This is a genomic window from Lutimaribacter marinistellae (genome assembly GCF_042648365.1).
Taxonomy (GTDB): Bacteria; Pseudomonadota; Alphaproteobacteria; order Rhodobacterales; family Rhodobacteraceae; genus Lutimaribacter_A; species Lutimaribacter_A marinistellae.
Window position 1 is genome coordinate 110752 of the sequence record NZ_JBHRXI010000025.1, and the last position, 18492, is coordinate 129243.

Consider the following 18492-nt stretch of genomic DNA (forward strand, 5'->3'; position numbering starts at 1 on the left):
CGGCAAATCAAACGGTTACGCGCGCCTCGGCCTCGGCAGCCTCGGTGAAGAGTTCGTCGAGCCGGTCGAAGACCGGGCCGCGTACTTCGGGCGGTTCCATCAGCACCTCGTGCTCGCCATCGGGGATTTCGACCAGTTCGCCACGTGGCCAGTTCTGCATGCGCTGGCGCACGGCCTTGCGGTCGATGATCTTTTCCTTCTTTCCGAGGAAAGTCAGGCAGGGCATGTCGGGCGAGGGCTGCTCCGACAGGAAGCGACATTCGCTGAGCGCCTCGCGCAGCCAGATCGTCGTCGGTGCGGCAAGTGCCAGTTCGGGCCGCGCGACAAGCTGGTCCTTCATCATCTGGAGCATGTCGGGATCGCGGGTCAGCACGTTGCCCTCGAACGGGGTCTGCGCGACATAGCTGACGAGCGATGTCGTGGGCGGGTTACGGTTCCCCAGACCGAAGCGAGAGCCCCAATAGGCGGTGACCCAGCTGATCGGGCGCATGACGGGGGTGAAGAAGATGCCCCACATGGGCCCGGTAAAGGCACAGGCCCGGACGGGCAGCCCCTCCATCACGGCGCGCAGGCCGATGGCCCCGCCCATGGAATGGCCGATCACGTACCAGGGCCGCGGAAGATCGAGCGCTTCGGCGGCTCTTACCACGGCTTCGACGTCCTTTTGGTAGTCGGTGAACTCTACGACATGGCCAACGCGGGTGTCGGGCAAAAGGCGGTCGGCCAGCCCTTGTCCGCGCCAGTCGATCGCGGCAAAGACATATCCACGCCCGGTGAATTCGCCGGCGGCATGTCCGTATTTCTCGATGAATTCTGTCCGGCCGGGGAACATCAGCACGGTGCCCCGAGGCTTGCCCTCGGGCTGCCAGTGGCCCAATCGGATACGAATGGAATCGGGGGTTTGCAGCCAATGTGCCGCGCCCCCCGCAGGGACGCCGGCCAAGTCATCCAGGAACGGGGCCGGCGCGAGATCCATCAGGACAGGACCGAGGCCAGTTTCATGGCGACGCTCATGTCGCCATCGACGCTGAGCTTGCCGGACATGAACGCACCGGTGGGGTTCAGATCGCCGGTCATCATCGCCTCGAATGTTTCCTGGTCGGCGGTCAGGGTCACGTCGGTGTCCTCGTCCGACACGCGGGCGCCCGCACCGTCCAGCACGATGCTGCCGAGGCCGGTGATGTTGAATTTGGCGGAGTCGCTGAAATCGCTGCCCGCTGCCTTGGAGTTCAGTTCGGCGGCGGCCTTTTCTAGAGTTTCGCTCATGGTATCCCCTGTAGGTCTTTGGTGGTCGTTCGGTTCCAGAGGCGCCGCGATCCGCTCGTCGTGAGTGGACAACGCCGCTTGCTCAGCTACACTCATCGTTATGGGCATAGCGCGCTTCAATCTCAAACCTATCGTTGCGGCAGCGGCGGTCATAGTCACGTTTTCCGGCATAGCCGGGGCACAGGAGGCCGATCTGACGGATGAGTCGGCGCTTTTGGAGGCATTGGCCACAGCCGATCCATCCGAGGCGCGGCGCATAGAGCGTCAGTTGCAGGGCCTGTGGTCAAAGTCGGGGTCGGCCTCGGCCGATCTTCTGCTGGAACGGGGCCGCGAGGCGATGGAGGACAACGACACGCGGCTGGCCATCGAGCACCTGACCGCGCTGACCGACCATGCGCCGGAATTCGCCGAAGGCTGGCATGCGCGGGCCTCGGCCTTTTTCGGGGCGGACCGGTACGGGCTGGCGCTGGACGATCTGCAGCGCGCGCTGGCCTTGAATCCGCACAACTACAATGCCATTTACGGGCTGGGCCTGATCTTCGAGGCGCTTGATGCGCCCGAGCTTGCGTTGGATGCCTATCGGCGGGCGCTGGCTATACATCCCCATCACGAGGAAGTAACCAAGGCCGTGAATCGGCTGGAGCCCCGGGTGGGCGGACAGTCACTCTGAGAACCCCGGGGCACGGGGCAGGGGGCGGATGTGAGCGCATCGCGGATCGTGGCCGTTCTGGGCCCGACCAACACGGGCAAGACCCATTATGCCATCGAGCGGATGCTGGGCTATCGGACCGGGGTGATCGGTCTGCCGCTGCGCCTGCTGGCACGTGAAATCTATGACAAGATCGTCGCGGTGCGCGGGCCGTCGGTCGTGGCGCTGGTCACGGGCGAAGAGCGCATTGTGCCGCCGCGCACGCAGTATTGGGTCTGCACGGTCGAGGCGATGCCCGAGGGGATGGGCGCCGATTTCGTCGCGGTGGACGAGATCCAGCTTTGCGCCGATCCCGAGCGCGGCCATGTCTTTACCGACCGGCTGCTGCGCGCACGCGGCACGCACGAGACGCTGTTTCTGGGCGCCGACACGATGCGCGGGCCGATCCGGGCATTGGTGCCCGAGGCGCAGTTCGTCCAGCGCGAGCGGATGAGTCAGCTGGTCTATTCCGGCTCGAAAAAGATCAGCCGGATGCCCGCGCGCAGCGCGATCGTCGGGTTTTCGGTCGAAAACGTCTATGCCATCGCCGAGTTGATCCGCCGCCAGAAGGGCGGTGCGGCGGTGGTGATGGGGGCGTTGTCGCCACGAACGCGCAACGCGCAGGTCGAGCTCTACCAGAATGGCGAGGTCGATTACCTGGTGGCGACGGATGCCATCGGGATGGGGTTGAACCTGGACATCAACCACGTCGCCTTTTCGGCGCTGACCAAGTTCGACGGGCGGCGGATGCGCCCGCTTGCCCCGAACGAGCTTGCGCAGATCGCCGGACGCGCGGGGCGCGGCATGTCGGATGGCACCTTTGGCGTCACGGGCGAAGCTCCGCCGCTGGACGAGGGCGTGGCGCAGGCGATCATGGACAGCCGTTTCACGCCACTCAAGAAGCTGAATTGGCGGAATTCCGCGCTGCGCTTCGGGTCCATCGACGCGCTGATTGCCGCGCTGGAGGAAAGTCCGAAGGATGAAAACCTGGTAAAGGCGCGCCCCGCCGATGACCTGAACGCGCTGAAATCGCTGGCCCAGGTGGGCGAGGTCGCGGCGCGCGCAAGCGACGGAAATTCCGTGCGTCTTCTGTGGGATGTCTGCCGTATCCCCGATTTCCGCGGCATCAGCCATGCCGAGCATGCCGGGCTGCTGGAGGTGATTTTCCGGCACCTGCACGAACGCGGCACGGTGCCTGAAGACTTCATGGCCCGACAAATTCGCAGGATCGACCGAACCGATGGCGATATTGACGCGTTGTCAAAGAGGTTGGCTTATATCCGCACGTGGACATATGTCGCGCAACGAAAGGGTTGGCTGGCCGATGAAAGCCATTGGCGCTCTGAAACGCGCGCTGTAGAAGACAGGGTGTCGGACGCGCTGCATGAACGTCTGACGCAAAGATTTGTGGACCGGCGCACCAGCGTGCTGCTGCGCCGGCTCAAGCAGAAGGAGGCCCTTTTGGCCGAGGTGAACGACAAGGGTGAAGTGACGGTCGAAGGCGAATTCGTCGGCCGGTTGGAAGGATTCCGGTTCAGCCCGGACAAAAGCGCGCAGGGGGCCGAGGCGAAAACGCTGAAATCGGCCTCGTTGCAGGCACTGGCGCCGCAGTTCCACCTGCGCGCGGACCGGTTCTATAATGCGCCGGATACCGAGATCGACTTTACCGATCAGGGTGGGTTGATGTGGGGTGACGCTGCCGTCGGCAAGCTGGTCGCCGGGGCAGAGCCGTTGCGCCCGCAGATCCAGGTGTTCGTCGACGAGGCCGCGGGCCCCGACGTCGAACAGAAGGTGCAGCGTCGTCTGCAGCACTTCATCGACCGCAAGGTGGCCGCGCTGTTCGAACCGTTGCTGAACCTGCAACGCGACGAGACGCTGAGCGGGCTGGCACGCGGTTTTGCCTTCCGCATGGTCGAGAACCTGGGCATTCTGCCGCGCGCAGACGTGGCGCAGGAGGTCAAGGATCTTGACCAGGAAGCGCGCGGCGCACTGCGCAAGCATGGTCTGCGGTTCGGACAGTATACGATCTTCATGCCGCTTCTGCTGAAGCCCGCGCCGACGCGCCTGCGCCTCGTGCTGTGGTCGCTGGCGCAGGGGCTGGACGACTTCCCCGAGCCGCCCCCGCCGGGGCTGGTGACGATTCCGGCCAACACTCATGCGCCGAAGGGCTATGATACTATGTGCGGCTACCGCATCGCGGGCGAGCGGGCGATCCGCATCGACATGCTGGAGCGTCTGGCCGATCTGCTGCGCGGCGAGGACAGCCGTGGCGGGTTCGAGGCCAAGCCCGACATGCTGTCGATCACCGGCATGACGCTGGAGCAGTTCTCGGGTCTGATGGAAGGTTTGGGTTATCGCGCCGAAAAGGGCGAGCGGGTCAAGGTCAAGCCGGTCGACCAGGTGGTCGCCGACGAAGAGGGCGCGGTGCCTGCGGACGAGGACACGGTTGCAGTGGATGACACCCCGCTTTTCGACAAGGCGCATGAAGCACCGGCCGGTGTCATGCCCGATGCCGCGGTGGAGCCGGAACCCGCAGACGCGCCCCAGGCGGTGCAGGCACTCGATGATCATGGCGAGGCACCGGTTGCCACCGACCCCGCCAAGGCGACGGATGCCAACGCGAACGAGAACGTGGTCCCCGAGACTCCGGAAGAAGAGCTGATGCCCGGCACCGCGCCCGACGCGGCGCTGGCAGGCCCCGAGACCGAGGTGTTCTATACCTTCACCTGGGGTCGCGCCCGCCAGCCTCGCGGTCCGCGCCCAGAGGGCAAGGGCAAGCGCGATGCCAAGGGTGGCCGTGGAAAACCGCAGGGCGGCAAGCCGCGCGGAGACCGGCCGCAGGGCAAGAAGGGCGGCGGACGCGGTGGCGACCAGGGCGGCAAGAGCTTCTCTGCCCGACCGCCCAAGAAGGACAAGCCCATCGATCCCGACAACCCCTTTGCCGCGGCGCTTATGGGGCTCAAGGGCGACAAGTGACGGGTATCTTACATGTCTGAGCCGCGGCCCCGGCTGCGGCTGGACAAATGGCTCTGGTATGCGCGGTTTTTCAAGACGCGCGGCTTGGCCGCTGCCCAGGTGGGCGGCGGCCATGTTCGTATCAACGGCAAACGGGCGGAAAAGCCCGCAGCGGGCGTATCGCCGGGCGATGTTCTGACCTTCGCGCAGGCCGGAGACGTGCGCGTCGTGCGGGTCGAGGCGCTGGGTACGCGGCGCGGTCCGGCCCCCGAGGCGCAGACGCTTTACACCGACCTTTCCCCGCCAAAAGAGCCTGGTGAGGCGGATGTTCCGGCAAACCCTCGTTTCGAGGGAAAAGGGCGGCCTACCAAGAAGGATCGCCGCGCACTTGATCTTTCCGGAAGGAAGGGTGGGGATTGATCCCTTGAAGATGGGGCCGGTCTGTTCTAGCTAGACCGCAACAGACCGAGACCGGATGGCCACCATGACATATATCGTCACCGATAACTGCATCTCCTGCAAATACACCGACTGTGTCGAGGTATGCCCGGTGGATTGCTTCTACGAGGGCGAGAACATGCTGGTGATCCACCCTGACGAATGCATTGATTGCGGCGTGTGCGAGCCTGAATGCCCTGCGGACGCCATCCGGCCCGATACCGAGCCGGATATGGAAAAGTGGGTCGAGTTGAACCGCAAATATGCCGAGCAGTGGCCGGTCATCGTCACCAAGAAGGACCCTCTGCCCGAGGCCGAGGAGCGCGACGGAGAAACCGGCAAGCTGGACAAGTATTTCTCGGAAGCGCCGGGCGAGGGCGGTTGACCGATTCGTCGTCTTCCAAGGTTGGAATAAGTACGGGATCAGCTGGATAAACCCATGCAACTATTGGGTTTCGAGGGCGTGGGCCTTGAGTCCGCTTCCATCTCTACCTATTTTATGGTAGATTGGCGGCCTGATGATGATCGTGACCGGGAAACGCATCGAAACTATGCTCAGTTTCGAATTCTGAATCCACAGATACGCATGGCCGCTTGACGGGAACCACTCTTCCCGTCGGGGGGCTTTTGTCGCCCGCAACCGGTCCGTAGCCAAGGAAAAACGTGAATGACCAAGTCGAAGAAGCTCGAATTCCGCCCCAACGATTACGTCGTGTATCCAGCGCATGGCGTCGGTCAGATCCTGTCGATCGAGGAGCAGGAAGTGGCGGGGTATGCGCTCGAGCTGTTCGTGATTTCCTTTGAGAAGGACAAGATGACCTTGCGGGTGCCGACGAACAAGGCCACCGAGGTGGGGATGCGCTCGCTCAGCTCTCCGGACGTCATCAACCAGGCGATGAAGACGCTCAAGGGCAAGGCCAAGGTCAAGCGAGCGATGTGGTCGCGCCGTGCCCAGGAATACGAACAGAAGATCAATTCCGGTGACCTGATTTCGATCGCCGAAGTGGTGAGGGACCTGCATCGCAGCGACGACCAGCGCGAGCAGAGCTACTCCGAGCGCCAGCTTTACGAAGCCGCGCTGGAACGGCTGACGCGCGAGGTTGCGGCCGTGTCCGGCGGCGACGAGTTGTCGGCAGCCCGGCAGGTTGACGAGGTGCTGATGTCGCGCGCCGCCTGATCGGGCAGGGCGTCAAGACTTTCGAGGGGCCGTGCGCCATTGCGCGCGGCCCTTTTTCGTGGCGGGTCTGCTTAGAGCAGGGCAAGCGCCGTGAGCAGGAAAAGCGTCTCGGCAATTTGCTGCGCGGCGCCGAGGATGTCGCCGGTTTGTCCACCGATGCGGGCATGTGCCAATGCGCCAAGCGCAGCAACCCCGGCAAGGGCGAGAAACGCGGGCAAGATCAGGGGAGTGCCTGTGAACCAGGCGCCGATCAGCGCGCAGGCGCAGGCCAGCAGGGCAGTCAGCACGAATGGACGGCCAACCGAACGGCTGAGACCATCGCTTCTGGCCTGCGGCAGGGTGGCCATGAGACCGGCCATCAGTGCCCGCGACCAGAGTGCAGCTGCTAGCACCGTTCCGAGGCCTCCGCTTGCGGCGAGACCGGCGATTGCCGACCAGCGCAACCCCTGCATGACGATCAGAGCCAGTACGCCGTAGCTGCCGATGCGGCTGTCACGCATGATCTCGAGCCGCCTTTCGCGCGTGAACCCGCCCCACAGCCCGTCCGCGGTATCGGCCAGCCCATCTTCGTGCATTGCGCCGGTCGTCATGATCAACAGCGCCAGCATAACGCCTGCCGCAGGCATCGGGGGCAGGCCGAGTGCCAACAGCGATGCACCCGCCGCCCAGGCCATTCCCCCGGCGACAAGCCCCGCCAGTGGCCAGGCCCAGGCTGCGCGTGCCTGCCGCGTGAACGCGTGATCGGGCAGTGTGGGCAAGGGCAAGCGGGTGAGCAGCACAAGCGCCAGCGCCGGGTCCCATGGCGAAACAAGGGCTTTGTCGTTTTTCGTCATGCGCGGGCCTTTCCCGGACTTGTCGCTGGAACCGGGTCGGTTAAACACGGGGCCGACCCGCAATGCAACGAGGCCCTTCATGCTCCCCCAATTCGATGACCTTTCCCGTTTCCGTGCCCTGTTGTCAGAGGCGTTAGGCCCGGACATGGCGGCACGCACCGGGGCCGAAGACCGCAATGGGCAGTTGACCAAACCGCCGGGGGCGTTGGGGCGGCTGGAGGATCTGGCGATCTGGTATGCCGGGTGGCGCGGTGATGCGCGTCCCGAGATCAAGGCGCCGCAGGTCATCGTGTTCGCGGGCAATCACGGCGTGACAGCGCAAGGCGTTTCCGCCTTTCCCGCCGAGGTGACCGTGCAGATGGTCGCGAATTTCCAGGCGGGCGGCGCCGCGATCAACCAGCTGGCCCGCGCGGCGGGGGCGCGGATGGATGTCCATGCGCTTGATCTCGACCGTCCGACGGCGGATTTCACGCAATCTCCCGCGATGAGCGAAGAAGAGGTGGTCGCGGCGCTGCGTGCGGGCTGGCGGGCTGTCGATCCGGCGGCTGATCTGTTGGTGGTCGGAGAGATGGGGATCGGGAACACCACCCCGGCGGCAGCGATTGCCTGTGCGCTGTACGGCGGGGACGCGGCGGATTGGACCGGGCGCGGAACCGGCGTGGATGATGCCGGACTGGCCAACAAGATCCGCGTGGTTCGCGAGGGCGTTGCCCTTCATGCGGGGCAGGGCGACGGGCTGGACGTATTACGCCGACTTGGCGGGCGCGAGCTGGCGGCGATGGCCGGGGCGATTGCGGCGGCGCGGGTGTTGCGCATTCCCGTCATCCTTGACGGGTTCATCTGTACCGCTGCGGCGGCCTGCCTTGATGCCAGCATTGCCGGGGCGTTGGATCATGCGGTTGCGGGCCACCAAAGCGCCGAGGGTGCCCATGGTGCGTTGCTTGAGCGGTTGGGCAAGCAGCCGTTGCTGTCGCTTGGTTTGCGACTGGGCGAAGGGTCGGGCGGGGCGCTGGCGATCCAGATCCTCAAGGGGGCGGTGGCCTGCCATTCGGGCATGGCGACTTTTGCCGAGGCGGGCGTGGCGGAGGGCTGAGCCCTCCGGCCCCGTGACCTAGCCCGTGGGACAGGCCGCGCCGGTATCGATCCAGGCGCGGGTAAGCTGGCCAAAGACCTCCTGCGAACCGGGCGCGGGTTCGCGGCCTTCGCCGGGGTCCCAGCCCCAGCCGACGAGCCCGTCCTTGGCGTTGTGTTCGTGCAGCTCGTCAAGGCTTTTGCCGCCGTTGCGCTCGGGATCCTTGAGTTGCGCGCAAATCTCGGCGGCGGATTTGCCTACCCATCCCATTTCGAGCGGGGCAAGCTGCCACGGCTCGTGACCGGGAATCGATCCGTCGTTGGTTGCATAAGCGACGTTTTCGGGGCCGTGGCACGTACTGCAGCGCATGCCCGGAGCGCCGAAATCGGCCGGGCCGCGTATGACGGGCGGCTGGTGCAGCTCCATCGCCATGCCCTGTCGCGGAGAGTTACCCACTGGGTGGCAATTGAGGCAGCGGGGGTGTTCGATCACCAGCAACATTTCCTCGAAAATGGCGATGGAACGGTCGGCCTCGTTCTCGATGCTGGTAAAGGCATCGGGCGTGCGCAGGCCGTTGACGGTTTCGGCATAGGCGGGGGCGGCGCAGATAAGCGCCGCGAGAAAGGTCGGTTTCAGCATGGATCAGGCTCCGGTCGCGCGGGTGAAGGGAAGACGGGTAACGGTTTGGCCGGTCAGCACACGCCAGGCGTTGGCCACGGCGGGTCCGATGGGCGGCAGGCCGGGTTCACCCACGCCGGTGGGGTCGGCGTCGGACGCGATGATCGCGACCTCGACCTCGGGCATCTCGTTGATCCGCAGCATGCGGTAGGTGTCGAAGTTGGACTGTTCGACGCGCCCGCCCTCGACCAGCGTGATCTCGTCGAAGAGCACGGCGCCAAGTCCGAAGCCGATCCCGCCCTCCATCTGGGCGCGGATCACGTTCGGGTTCACCGCAACGCCGCAATCGACCGCGCACCAGACGCGATGCACGCGCGGCATGCCGTCCTGCTCCGATATCTCGGCAATCTGCGCGACATAGGTCTGGAAGCTTTCGTGCAGGGCCACGCCGTAGGCCTTGTCACCTTTGACGAGCGTTCCGTCCCAACCGGCCATCTGCGCGACCTTTTCCAACACGCCGCGATCGCGCCCGGCATCGGGTTTCAGCAGGTCGAGCCTGCCCTGAACGGGGTCCTTGCCCTGCGCCTCGAGCAGCATGTCGAGGAACACCTCGGTCGCATAGCCCGTATGCGTGTGCCCGACAGAGCGCCACCAGAGCACGGGAACGGGACCCTGCTGCGACACCCAGCCAGTGCGCGCATTGCCGAAATCATAGGGCATCTTGGTCGCGCCCTCGTAGGCGGTTGGGTCCATCTCGTCCTGCATCATGGCGGCCATGGGCCCACCGGCCATGATCGACTGGTTCACCACGATGTCTTCCCAGCCGGTGATCTGGCCCTGCGAGTCCAGTCCGGCGCGCAGCTTGTGGATGGTGAGCGGGCGGTAATAGCCGCCATGCAGGTCATCCTCGCGCGTCCAGACAAGTTTGTAGGCGCCGGGTCCGCCGGCCTTGGCCACGGCGGCGAGTTCGGCCGCGAAATGGGCCGTGTCTTGCGCGCGGCGGCCAAAACTGCCCCCGGCGAGCATGACGTTGAGCGAGATGTTTTCCGGAGGAATGCCAAGCCCCTGCGCCATCGTGGGATGATCGAAGGCTGGAAACTGCGAGCCCATCCAGACCTCGGCCCGGTCACCGGACCATTCGACAACACCGTCGAGCGGTTCCAGTGGGGCGTGTGCGAGGTAAGGGAAGTGGAATTCGGCCTCGAGGATCTGATCGGAGCGGTCGATACCAGCGGCGCCGTTCCCGATCACCTCGGCATCGCGGCCGCCATCCTTGGCTGCGGCGGCATAATCGGCAAGGATCTGGTCGCTGGAGCGGGTTTCTGCGTTGCGCTCGTCCCATTCGACCGTCAGTGCGTCGCGCCCCTTGAGCGCCGCGTGGGTCGAGTTGGCATAGACGGCGACGCCCTGCGGGATTTGCCGAACGGCGGTCACTCCAGACACTGTGCGGGCCTCGGCATCGTCGAACCGAGCCACTGTGGCGCCGAAACTGGGTGGGTGCGCCACGACCACGGTCTGCATCCCCTCGCGGTAGACATCCATCGTGAACTCGGCGGTGCCGTTGGATTTGGCCTGCGTGTCGAGCTTGGGCAGGTCGGTGCCGATCAGCACGAAATCGGCGGGCGATTTCAGCGCCGGGTTCTCGGGGGGTGTCATTTGGGCGGCCTTTTCGGCCAATGCGCCAAAGCCTGCCTCTTGCCCCGACGGGTGGCTGAGGCGGCCCTTGGCGACGGTGATCTCGGCCTCGGGTACGTCCCATTCGCGCGCGGCTGCGGCCACAAGCATGGCGCGGGCGGCGGCACCGGCGCGGCGCATCTGCGTATAGGAATTGGCCATCGCGGTCGAGCCGCCAGTGCCCTGCATGCCGAAGGCGAGGTTCTTGTAAAGCTCGCTGTCGGAGGGCGCATGTTCGGCGCGCATCTGGGACCAGTCGGCATCCATCTCTTCGGCGACAAGCGTGGCGAGGCCGGTGAACGGACCTTGGCCGAATTCGATATGCTTGATAAGCACGGTGATCGTGTCATCTGGGGCCACGCGGACAAAGGCATTGGGCGCAAAGCTGGCGCCGTCGGTCGCGCCCGATTGCAGCGCCGCGGCGGCCCCGGACTGGGCGCGCGCCTTGAATGGCAGGGTCAGGCCGATCACGAGACCGGCAGAGGAGGCGACGAAGGCGCGGCGGGACAGGCGTGTCATGGCTCAGCCCTCCAGCGTGTCGGCAGCGTCGTGGATCGCCTTGCGGATCCGCACATAGGTCGCGCAGCGGCAGATGTTTCCGGCCATCGCGTTGTCGATATCCTCGTCGCTGGGATCGGGGATCTCACGCAGCAGCGCGGTGGCGCTCATAACCTGGCCTGACTGGCACCAGCCGCATTGAGGGACGTCGAGCTTGGCCCATGCTTGCTGAACTGCCTCGGCCTCGACCCCGTCGAGCCCTTCGATCGTGGTCACGAAGGCGCCTTCGGCCATCGAGACCGGAGTGACGCAGGAGCGCCGCGTCATTCCGTTGAGGTAGACGGTACAGGCACCGCATTGTGCGATACCGCATCCGAACTTGGTTCCGGTCATGCGCAGCTCGTCCCGCAGGACCCAGAGCAGAGGCGTGTCATCCGGGACGTCGACCGTCACCTCTTTTCCGTTGAGTTCGAAAGTGGTCATGCGGCGTCTCCCTGGCTGACATGTCGGCTTGGTTACAAGGCCAAGTCCGACTGCCGCGTCAGGGTTCCATCACGATTTCACTTTCTCAGGCGGAGCGGCGGTCGTCCCGCTCGGCGATTTCGAGCAACTGGGTTTCGAGATCCTTCTGCAACTCGCGGGCGCGTTCGATGTATTCCTGGTTCTCGCTGGCGGGCACGCCGGGCTTCCACAGTTTGGCAAGTTCACGCACGGTTTCGCGGTCGTGGAAGTAGAAGGTCTTTTCCGCGCCGGCAGCCTCGTAATCGCTGAGCCCGATGTTTTCGAGCACATATCGCCCTGCGCGCAGGGAGCTGTCGAACATCTCGCGCACGATGTCATCGGCACCGGCCTGGTAGAGCTCGTAGACATGGTTGCGGTCATAGGCGCGGGCGATGATGTGCAGATCGGGGCGCTGACGGCGGGCATAGGCGACCAGCTTGGTTACCTGCTGCGGTTCGTCCATCGCGGCGACGAGCACCTTGGCCTTTTCCAAGCCGGCGGCCTTGAGCAGTTCGGGGCGGGTCGGATCGCCAAGAAACCCCTTCATTCCGAAGCGGCGCATCAGCTGGATGGTTTCCATGTTGTGGTCCAGCACGATGGTCTTGAACCCGCTGGCGGTGACCAGTCGATTCACGATCTGGCCGAAACGACCGATGCCCGCGATGATGACGGGGCCGACCTCATCAATCTTGTCGGGCTTCTGCTGTTGGCGGGTCTGCTCGCGCATGTTGCGCGAAATGAGATCGTGCAGGATGAAAAGAAGCGGCGTGATCAGCATGGTGAGGGCGATGATGACCAGCAGTTTCTGCGACAGGTCTGGCGCGATCACGTTCTGCTGAACCGAAAAGGCCAGCAGGACGAAGCCGAACTCGCCCGCCTGTGCAAGGCCGAGCGTGAACAGCCAGCGGTCGCGCCCCTTGAGCTTGAAGGCCCGGCCGACGAGGTAGAGGATGATCCCCTTGGCGAGGATCACCAGCAGGGCAAGCCCGATCAGGTCGAACGGATCGGCGAAGAAATAGCCGAAATTGATACCGGCACCTACGGTGATGAAGAAAAGACCCAGGAACAGGCCCTTGAAGGGTTCGAGGTCGCTTTCCAGCTCGTGGCGGAATTCGGAGTTGGCAAGAACGACACCTGCAAGAAAGGCCCCGAGCGCGGGCGACAGCCCCACCAGCGTCATGAGAAAGGAGATGCCCACCACGATCATCAGCGCGAGGGCGGTGTACATCTCGCGAAGGCGCGTGGAGTGGATGAAGCGGAACAGAGGCCGGGTCAGGTAGATGCCGGCCAGAATGACGAAGGCGACAGCCGCGATCGTCACGAGTGTCACCGCCCAGCCAGGCAGACCTTCGACGAGGCTGATGCCGTGATGTGCCTTGTCGGCATGTTCCGGCAGGCGGCTGATCGAGCCGTCCGCGTCCAGTTTGGCCATGTCGGGCGCAGCGGCCAGCAGCGGCAGGAAGGCCAGGATCGGGATGACGGCGATATCCTGCGTCAGCAGAACCGAAAAGGTCGCCCGCCCGCCATTCGTCTGCATCAGGCCCTTTTCGGAAAGGGTCTGCAAGACGATGGCGGTGGAGGACAGCGACAGTGTCAGGCCGATGGCGAGGCCGGTTTTCCAGTCCAGACCGGCCATGATCGCGACCGCCATCAACACCACGGTCGAAACGCCGACCTGAAGGCCCCCGAGCCCGACAAGCCGGTCGCGCATGTTCCAAAGCGCCTTCGGGTCAAGCTCCAGCCCGATCAGGAACAGCATCATCACGACGCCGAATTCCGCCACATGCTGGAGGTCCTCGGTCTCGGCCGCGCCGACGAGGCCAAGGACCGGGCCGATCACGATACCGGCGGCGAGGTAGCCCAGCACCGAACCAAGACCAAGGCGCGCCGAAATCGGCACCGCGATCACCGCGGCTGCGAGGTAGATCGTGGCCTGGTAAAGAAAGCTGTCCATGTGGTTCCTCGAAAGGGGGCGGGTGGGACGCGGAGACGCGGGCTGACTGATATCCGGACGGTCCGACCCTGCCGCTGCGCGGTTTCAGGATGATGATGAACGCGCCAGAGGGCAAGTTGTTGCATCCCGGGGCGCGCGGATGTGACCCGGTCGTTTCGTCACCCTGCCCAATGGTTCAGCCGCTGGGGATCTTGAGGGTCAGGTTGCGCCCGCCTTTCTGGTAGCGCAGCTCGCTGTCGCCGATGGCGAGGACGCGCCCACCATCGACACGGTCGCCGACCTTGACCTTCTTGTAGCGACCGCTGGGCAGGCGAACCAATGCACGCCGGTTCGCAGGGGTGCCGTAGACACCGATCAGGTTGACCTTGCGAAGGTTGATGGCGTTGTTGACCGTCGCCTGCCGCGAGACGGTCTTGGGCGAGGGCGAGGATGGTTTGACCGTGCGGGCGGGAACCCTTTGCGGTTCGTCATCGTCCTGCTCGGCCTGTTTCTCGAGGTCCTTGGGCCGCAGTTTTGGTACGGTGGAGGCGGCGATGGCGTTCTCGGTCGGCGTGGCGGCGGAAGGGGTGGCCTCCTGAACCTGCTGTTGTAGCGATTCCGGGCGCAGCTTGGGCCGAACACCGGCAAGTTCCTCGCGCGTGCGGCCACCCAGCTGGAACCGTTCGTTCTGTTCGACAAGCGCATCGGGCCTGACACGTGGGCGGAAGCCTGCAAGCCGTTCGCGCGCCGCGTCGATTTCTGGTTCTTCCTCGAACCGGACGGGCGTGGCCGGGGGGACAAGGGGCGGCGGGCCTGCATGAACAAGGATGCCGTCGGGGTTCAGCGTTCCTTCGGGCGTCGGGGTCACAAGCCCGCGCGCGTCGAGCTCGAAGCTGGCCCCCGCGGCCGACGGCGTCACGAGCGAGGTCATTTGCACATCGGTGTCGAACGCCTGAGCCGGCGCCAGCGCGACGGCATCCTGAGACAGGTCCCGGCGGTCGATGGACGCGATATAGACGTCATCAAGGCTGATGAGACCAGGTAACTCGGGAACCTCCGGTGCATTCGGCCAGATGCCCGTTGCGGCGTAAAGGGCCTGTTGCGCGGGGGCGGTCTCTTCGGGTTCCGTATCCGCCAGTTCATCCGCCAGCGGTGCGACGACGCGGGGCGCTTGGCGCAGGGCGTCGAGCACCGCGCCATCGGTTTCCGACAGGGTTTCGTCCTGCGGCAGGCTGGCCAGCACCTCGGGCGCGGCGGCTGCGGGTTCGACGGGTGCCTCGGCCTCTGTCGATGTCGCTTGCGGCGCGCTCTCGGGGGCCGGTTCCTGCGGGTCTTCGGAAATCTGGGTCTGTGCGACCTCGGTCGTTTCAGGCTCCGACCTGAACAGGCCGGTTACCCCATCATCGAGGAACAGAGCGGCCCAGAGCGCGACACCGGCGAGGAAGATCAGCAGCGCGACCGACAGGGCAAGGCCGAGGTAGCGAGGCTTGCCGCGCGTCGCACGATTGCTTTCCCGCGCGCCGAAAATCGTGAGGCGCTCGGCCTCGTCGGCTGGTGCTTGTGCGGCGGCAAAGCCTGTCGAGGCGGGTACCGGTCCGGCCACGGCATGCGCCTGCGGAGCAGCGGTCTGCGGCAGATCCGGAAGGTCGAGTTCCGGTGCCAGAACAGGTGCGGCGACAGGTTTAGCTGGCGACGGAGGTGTTTCGACCGGTTTCGACTCTGTCGGTGGTTCCGGTTCCGATTTCGGCTTTTCCGTCGGGGCGGTGTCCGGCAGATCGGAGCGCGTGGCGGGTGCATGAACCGGCGCTGCAGGGGTGTCATCCTCGGTCTTGCCGCGCCGACTGGTAAAGCCGATAACCGGTGCAATGGCTTTTTCCGCGGGCTCCGGAGCGGCCTCTGGTTCGGGGTCCGCGACGGCCTCGGCTTTGGCGAAAGGGTCCACGGTTGGGGGCGCCGGAGCCTCTTCTGCGGGCGTTTCCGTGGGCGGTATCTCGGCTTCGCCAATCACAACGATCGCGATTCCATCCGGATCGACGGCAGCGCTGCCGGTCAACTCGGCGACATCGTGGGCGGGGCCAAAGAACGGCTCGCCCAGAAAGGGATTCTCGCCCGGGATCGCGACGTAGCTGAGCGGATCGAACCCGTGTTCGCGGGCGAATGCCTCGGCCTCGTCCAGCGTTTCGCGGGCGACAGCGGCAACATGGGTGACATCGCCCTCGGGCGACATGTCATAGGCAAGGTCGGCAAGAGCGTAGGGCGTCGCGCCTTCGAGAGCGGCTTCGACCGCAGCGATCCTTGCCGGGTCGTCGAGGCTGCCGGTCTCGACCGTGAGATACTTGATCTGTTCGTTCGGGATGACGAGTTTGGAGGTTACCTGCGGCTCAAGCCGGAGCGCCTTCTCACGAAGGCCGGACAAGGCGCCGGCAAGATCGGCAGTGTCGAGCGCAACGTCGCCCACGCGGCGCCAGCCGCCGGCCGCGCGATGCAGGAGAGAAATACCCTCGAAGGACAGGGACAGGGCAAAAGCCGGTTTCATGTCTTGGTCTTGGCACCCGTAACGACTGCTGTGCAAGCCTGTCTCGGCCTGTGTTGCGACTGTAAAGCAGGAACCCGCCGAGGGAAAGGGAAAGGCCATTCACCCCCTTGCCCGGCAAAGCCCCGCGCAGCCATGCTGGTGGTATAACAACGGGAGTAGACCAGTTGAAGACATTCGTTTTTCTGGCGGCCGCAATACTGGCGCCGATGATGGCCTGGGCCGAGGAACAGCCGCGCCTTATTACTGTCAATGGTGAAGGCTCTGTCGAGGCTGCGCCGGACATGGCGACCATCGTGCTTGGCGTGACCAACGAGGCCGAGGAGGCGGGCGCGGCCATGCAGGCGACGTCGGAGGCCGTGACACGGATCCTTGGCCGCATGCAGGAAATGGGCATTGCCGCGCGCGACGTACAGACGCGGGACCTGTCGCTGCGCCCGGTCTGGTCCGACCGGCGACCGGTGGATCAGTCCGAACCGCGCCGCATCACCGGTTTCGTTGCATCGAACCGCATGTTCGTCAGGGTTCGCGACCTTGACCGGCTGGGCGAGATCATGGATGCGGTGATCCGCGATGGCGCAAACGATTTCAATGGCTTAAGCTTCGGTCTTGAAGAGTCGGGTCCGTTGGTCAAGGAGGCGCGCGCGGAGGCGGTTCAGGATGCAACCGACAAGGCGCGGCAACTGGCCGAGGCGGCGGGCGTGACTCTGGGTGAGGTCGTCACCATCTCGGAGCATGGCGGGGGTCGGCCGGTGGCGCGGATGGCAGAGATGGCGATGGCCGATTCCGGCGGCGGGGTACCTGTCGCGGGTGGCGAAGTGTCCGTGCAGGTCAACGTGTCGATGGTCTTTGCCATCGGAGAGTAAGGGAAAGGGGGCCGAAGCCCCCTTTCGTCGTCTTAGCTGCAGGCCTTGGTCAGGGCTTGGTCGAGATCTGCGATCAGGTCGTCTGCATCCTCGATCCCGATGGACACGCGGACGACACCAGGACCGGCGCCTGCGGCCTCTTGCTGCTCTGGCGTCAGCTGGCGGTGAGTGGTCGAGGCAGAGTGAATGATCAGCGAGCGCGTGTCGCCGAGATTGGCAACGTGGCTGAAAATCTCGAGCGCGTTCACCAGCTTGACGCAGGCGTCATAGCCGCCCTTGACGGCAAAGGTGAACAGCGCACCGGCGCCCTTCGGGTACTGCTGCTTCACCCGGTCGGAATAGGGTGAGCTGTCGAGTCCGGCATAGGTCACGTACTCGATCCGGGGGTCGGCCTCCAGCCAGGCGGCGATCTTTTGCGCGTTCTCTACATGGCGTTCCATGCGCAGGGACAGCGTTTCGATCCCCATCAGCGTGTAATGCGCCGCCTGCGGGTTCATCGTCATACCCAGGTCGCGCAGCCCGACGGCGATGCCGTGGAAGGTGAAGGCGAGCGGGCCGAACGTCTCGTGGAACTTGAGCCCGTGATAGGCAGGCTCGGGTGCGCTGAGCGAGGGGAACTTGTCGGAGGCCGACCAGTCGAACGTGCCCGAATCCACGATGCAGCCGCCGGTGACGGTGCCATTGCCGGTCAGGAACTTGGTGGTCGAGTGCACGACGAGGCTGGCACCTTGTTCGATCGGGCGGCAGAGGTAAGGCGTGGCCGAGGTATTGTCGATGATCAGCGGAACGCCCGCCGCATCCGCGATGTCTGCGATGGAGCGGATGTCGGTGACATAGCCGCCGGGGTTCGAGATCGACTCGCCGAACACGGCCCGGGTGTTCTCGTCGATGGCTGCCTTCACGGCCTCGGTATCATCGAAGTCGACGAATTTCGCCGACCACCCGAACCGCTTGATGGTCTGGCTGAACTGGGTGACCGTTCCGCCATAAAGACGGGTAGAGGCGACCACGTTGCAGCCCGGCGCCATCAGGGGGAAAAGCGCCATGATCTGGGCGGCATGTCCCGAGGAGCAGCACACCGCGCCGACGCCGCCTTCGAGCGTGGCCATGCGCTCCTGCAGCACCGCAACCGTGGGGTTGGTCAGGCGCGAGTAGATGTATCCCACCTCTTGCAGGTTGAAGAGCGCCGCGGCGTGATCGGCATCGCGAAACACGTAGGCCGTGGTCTGATAGATAGGCGTCTGCCGTGCGCCAGTGGCCGGATCAGGCCGTGCGCCTGCGTGAATCTGAAGCGTGTCGAACCCGTAAGCGGGGGTATCGGACATGATGATCGTCTCCCTGTTCAAAATCTCCCGCCCTGATTAGGCCATCGCAGGAAGGTGTACAACGCGCGGCATTTCTGCCTGCGGCAAATGCGGTCTTTTGAAGCGGCGGGCTTTG

The 18492-nt window shown here is 64.9% G+C and carries 16 protein-coding genes; 7 read left to right on the forward strand and 9 right to left on the reverse strand.

Translation table 11 applies throughout. From position 1 onward, the window contains the following. Positions 1–7: 7 nt before the first annotated feature. Complete coding sequence (locus tag ACFORG_RS19235; protein WP_386737170.1) at positions 8–976, reverse strand: alpha/beta hydrolase; 969 nt, start codon at positions 974–976, stop codon at positions 8–10. Further along, positions 976–1266 carry an SCP2 sterol-binding domain-containing protein gene (locus ACFORG_RS19240; protein WP_386737171.1) on the reverse strand — a complete coding sequence of 97 codons (291 nt, stop codon included), beginning with the start codon at positions 1264–1266 and terminating at the stop codon, positions 976–978. The genes ACFORG_RS19235 and ACFORG_RS19240 overlap by 1 nt, the downstream gene beginning before the upstream one ends. A 100-nt stretch (positions 1267–1366) precedes the next feature. Here ACFORG_RS19240 and ACFORG_RS19245 point away from each other — a divergent pair, with 100 nt between their 5' ends. The 5 genes from ACFORG_RS19245 (at position 1367) to ACFORG_RS19265 (ending at position 6524) form a co-directional block, all read left to right on the forward strand. After that, positions 1367–1936, forward strand: coding sequence for a tetratricopeptide repeat protein (locus tag ACFORG_RS19245; protein ID WP_386737172.1), 570 nt, complete (start codon positions 1367–1369; stop codon positions 1934–1936). Positions 1937–1984: 48 nt separating this feature from the next. Continuing rightward, positions 1985–4930 carry a helicase-related protein gene (locus ACFORG_RS19250; RefSeq protein WP_386737284.1) on the forward strand — a complete coding sequence of 982 codons (2946 nt, stop codon included), beginning with the start codon at positions 1985–1987 and terminating at the stop codon, positions 4928–4930. A 12-nt stretch (positions 4931–4942) separates the two neighbouring features. Continuing rightward, positions 4943–5329, forward strand: a complete 387-nt coding sequence (locus tag ACFORG_RS19255; RefSeq protein WP_386737173.1) for an RNA-binding S4 domain-containing protein — start codon at positions 4943–4945, stop codon at positions 5327–5329. Positions 5330–5393: 64 nt separating this feature from the next. Then, positions 5394–5732: a ferredoxin FdxA gene (gene fdxA, locus ACFORG_RS19260; RefSeq protein ID WP_386737174.1), complete on the forward strand. Its 339-nt coding sequence runs from the start codon at positions 5394–5396 to the stop codon at positions 5730–5732. A gap of 282 nt (positions 5733–6014) precedes the next feature. After that, positions 6015–6524 (forward strand): CarD family transcriptional regulator, encoded by a 510-nt coding sequence (locus ACFORG_RS19265; RefSeq protein ID WP_386737175.1) that lies wholly within the window; start codon positions 6015–6017, stop codon positions 6522–6524. Between the two features lie 71 nt (positions 6525–6595). On the opposite strand, the gene ACFORG_RS19270 is transcribed toward ACFORG_RS19265, so the two are convergent. Further along, positions 6596–7357: an adenosylcobinamide-GDP ribazoletransferase gene (locus ACFORG_RS19270; RefSeq protein WP_386737176.1), complete on the reverse strand. Its 762-nt coding sequence runs from the start codon at positions 7355–7357 to the stop codon at positions 6596–6598. Positions 7358–7436: 79 nt separating this feature from the next. Here ACFORG_RS19270 and cobT point away from each other — a divergent pair, with 79 nt between their 5' ends. Further along, on the forward strand, positions 7437–8450 hold the full coding sequence (gene cobT / locus ACFORG_RS19275) for a nicotinate-nucleotide--dimethylbenzimidazole phosphoribosyltransferase (protein WP_386737177.1): 1014 nt from the start codon (positions 7437–7439) through the stop codon (positions 8448–8450). 18 nt (positions 8451–8468) lie between these two features. Here the strand turns inward: cobT and ACFORG_RS19280 are convergent, their stop codons facing one another. The 5 genes from ACFORG_RS19280 to ACFORG_RS19300 form a co-directional block, all read right to left on the reverse strand. Continuing rightward, complete coding sequence (locus ACFORG_RS19280; RefSeq protein WP_386737178.1) at positions 8469–9068, reverse strand: Isoquinoline 1-oxidoreductase subunit; 600 nt, start codon at positions 9066–9068, stop codon at positions 8469–8471. Between the two features lie 3 nt (positions 9069–9071). Continuing rightward, positions 9072–11240 (reverse strand): xanthine dehydrogenase family protein molybdopterin-binding subunit, encoded by a 2169-nt coding sequence (locus ACFORG_RS19285; RefSeq protein WP_386737179.1) that lies wholly within the window; start codon positions 11238–11240, stop codon positions 9072–9074. Between the two features lie 3 nt (positions 11241–11243). Then, complete coding sequence (locus tag ACFORG_RS19290; RefSeq protein WP_386737180.1) at positions 11244–11702, reverse strand: (2Fe-2S)-binding protein; 459 nt, start codon at positions 11700–11702, stop codon at positions 11244–11246. A gap of 85 nt (positions 11703–11787) precedes the next feature. Next, a complete protein-coding gene (locus ACFORG_RS19295) occupies positions 11788–13674 on the reverse strand; it encodes a monovalent cation:proton antiporter-2 (CPA2) family protein (protein WP_386737181.1) in 1887 nt (628 codons plus the stop codon). A gap of 175 nt (positions 13675–13849) precedes the next feature. Then, on the reverse strand, positions 13850–16189 hold the full coding sequence (locus ACFORG_RS19300; RefSeq protein WP_386737182.1) for a hypothetical protein: 2340 nt from the start codon (positions 16187–16189) through the stop codon (positions 13850–13852). 164 nt (positions 16190–16353) lie between these two features. On the opposite strand from ACFORG_RS19300, the gene ACFORG_RS19305 reads away from it, so the two are divergent. Next, a complete protein-coding gene (locus ACFORG_RS19305; protein ID WP_386737183.1) occupies positions 16354–17052 on the forward strand; it encodes an SIMPL domain-containing protein in 699 nt (232 codons plus the stop codon). 32 nt (positions 17053–17084) lie between these two features. On the opposite strand, the gene ACFORG_RS19310 is transcribed toward ACFORG_RS19305, so the two are convergent. Beyond that, a complete protein-coding gene (locus tag ACFORG_RS19310) occupies positions 17085–18377 on the reverse strand; it encodes an O-acetylhomoserine aminocarboxypropyltransferase/cysteine synthase family protein (RefSeq protein ID WP_386737184.1) in 1293 nt (430 codons plus the stop codon). Between the last annotated feature and the right edge of the window lie 115 nt (positions 18378–18492).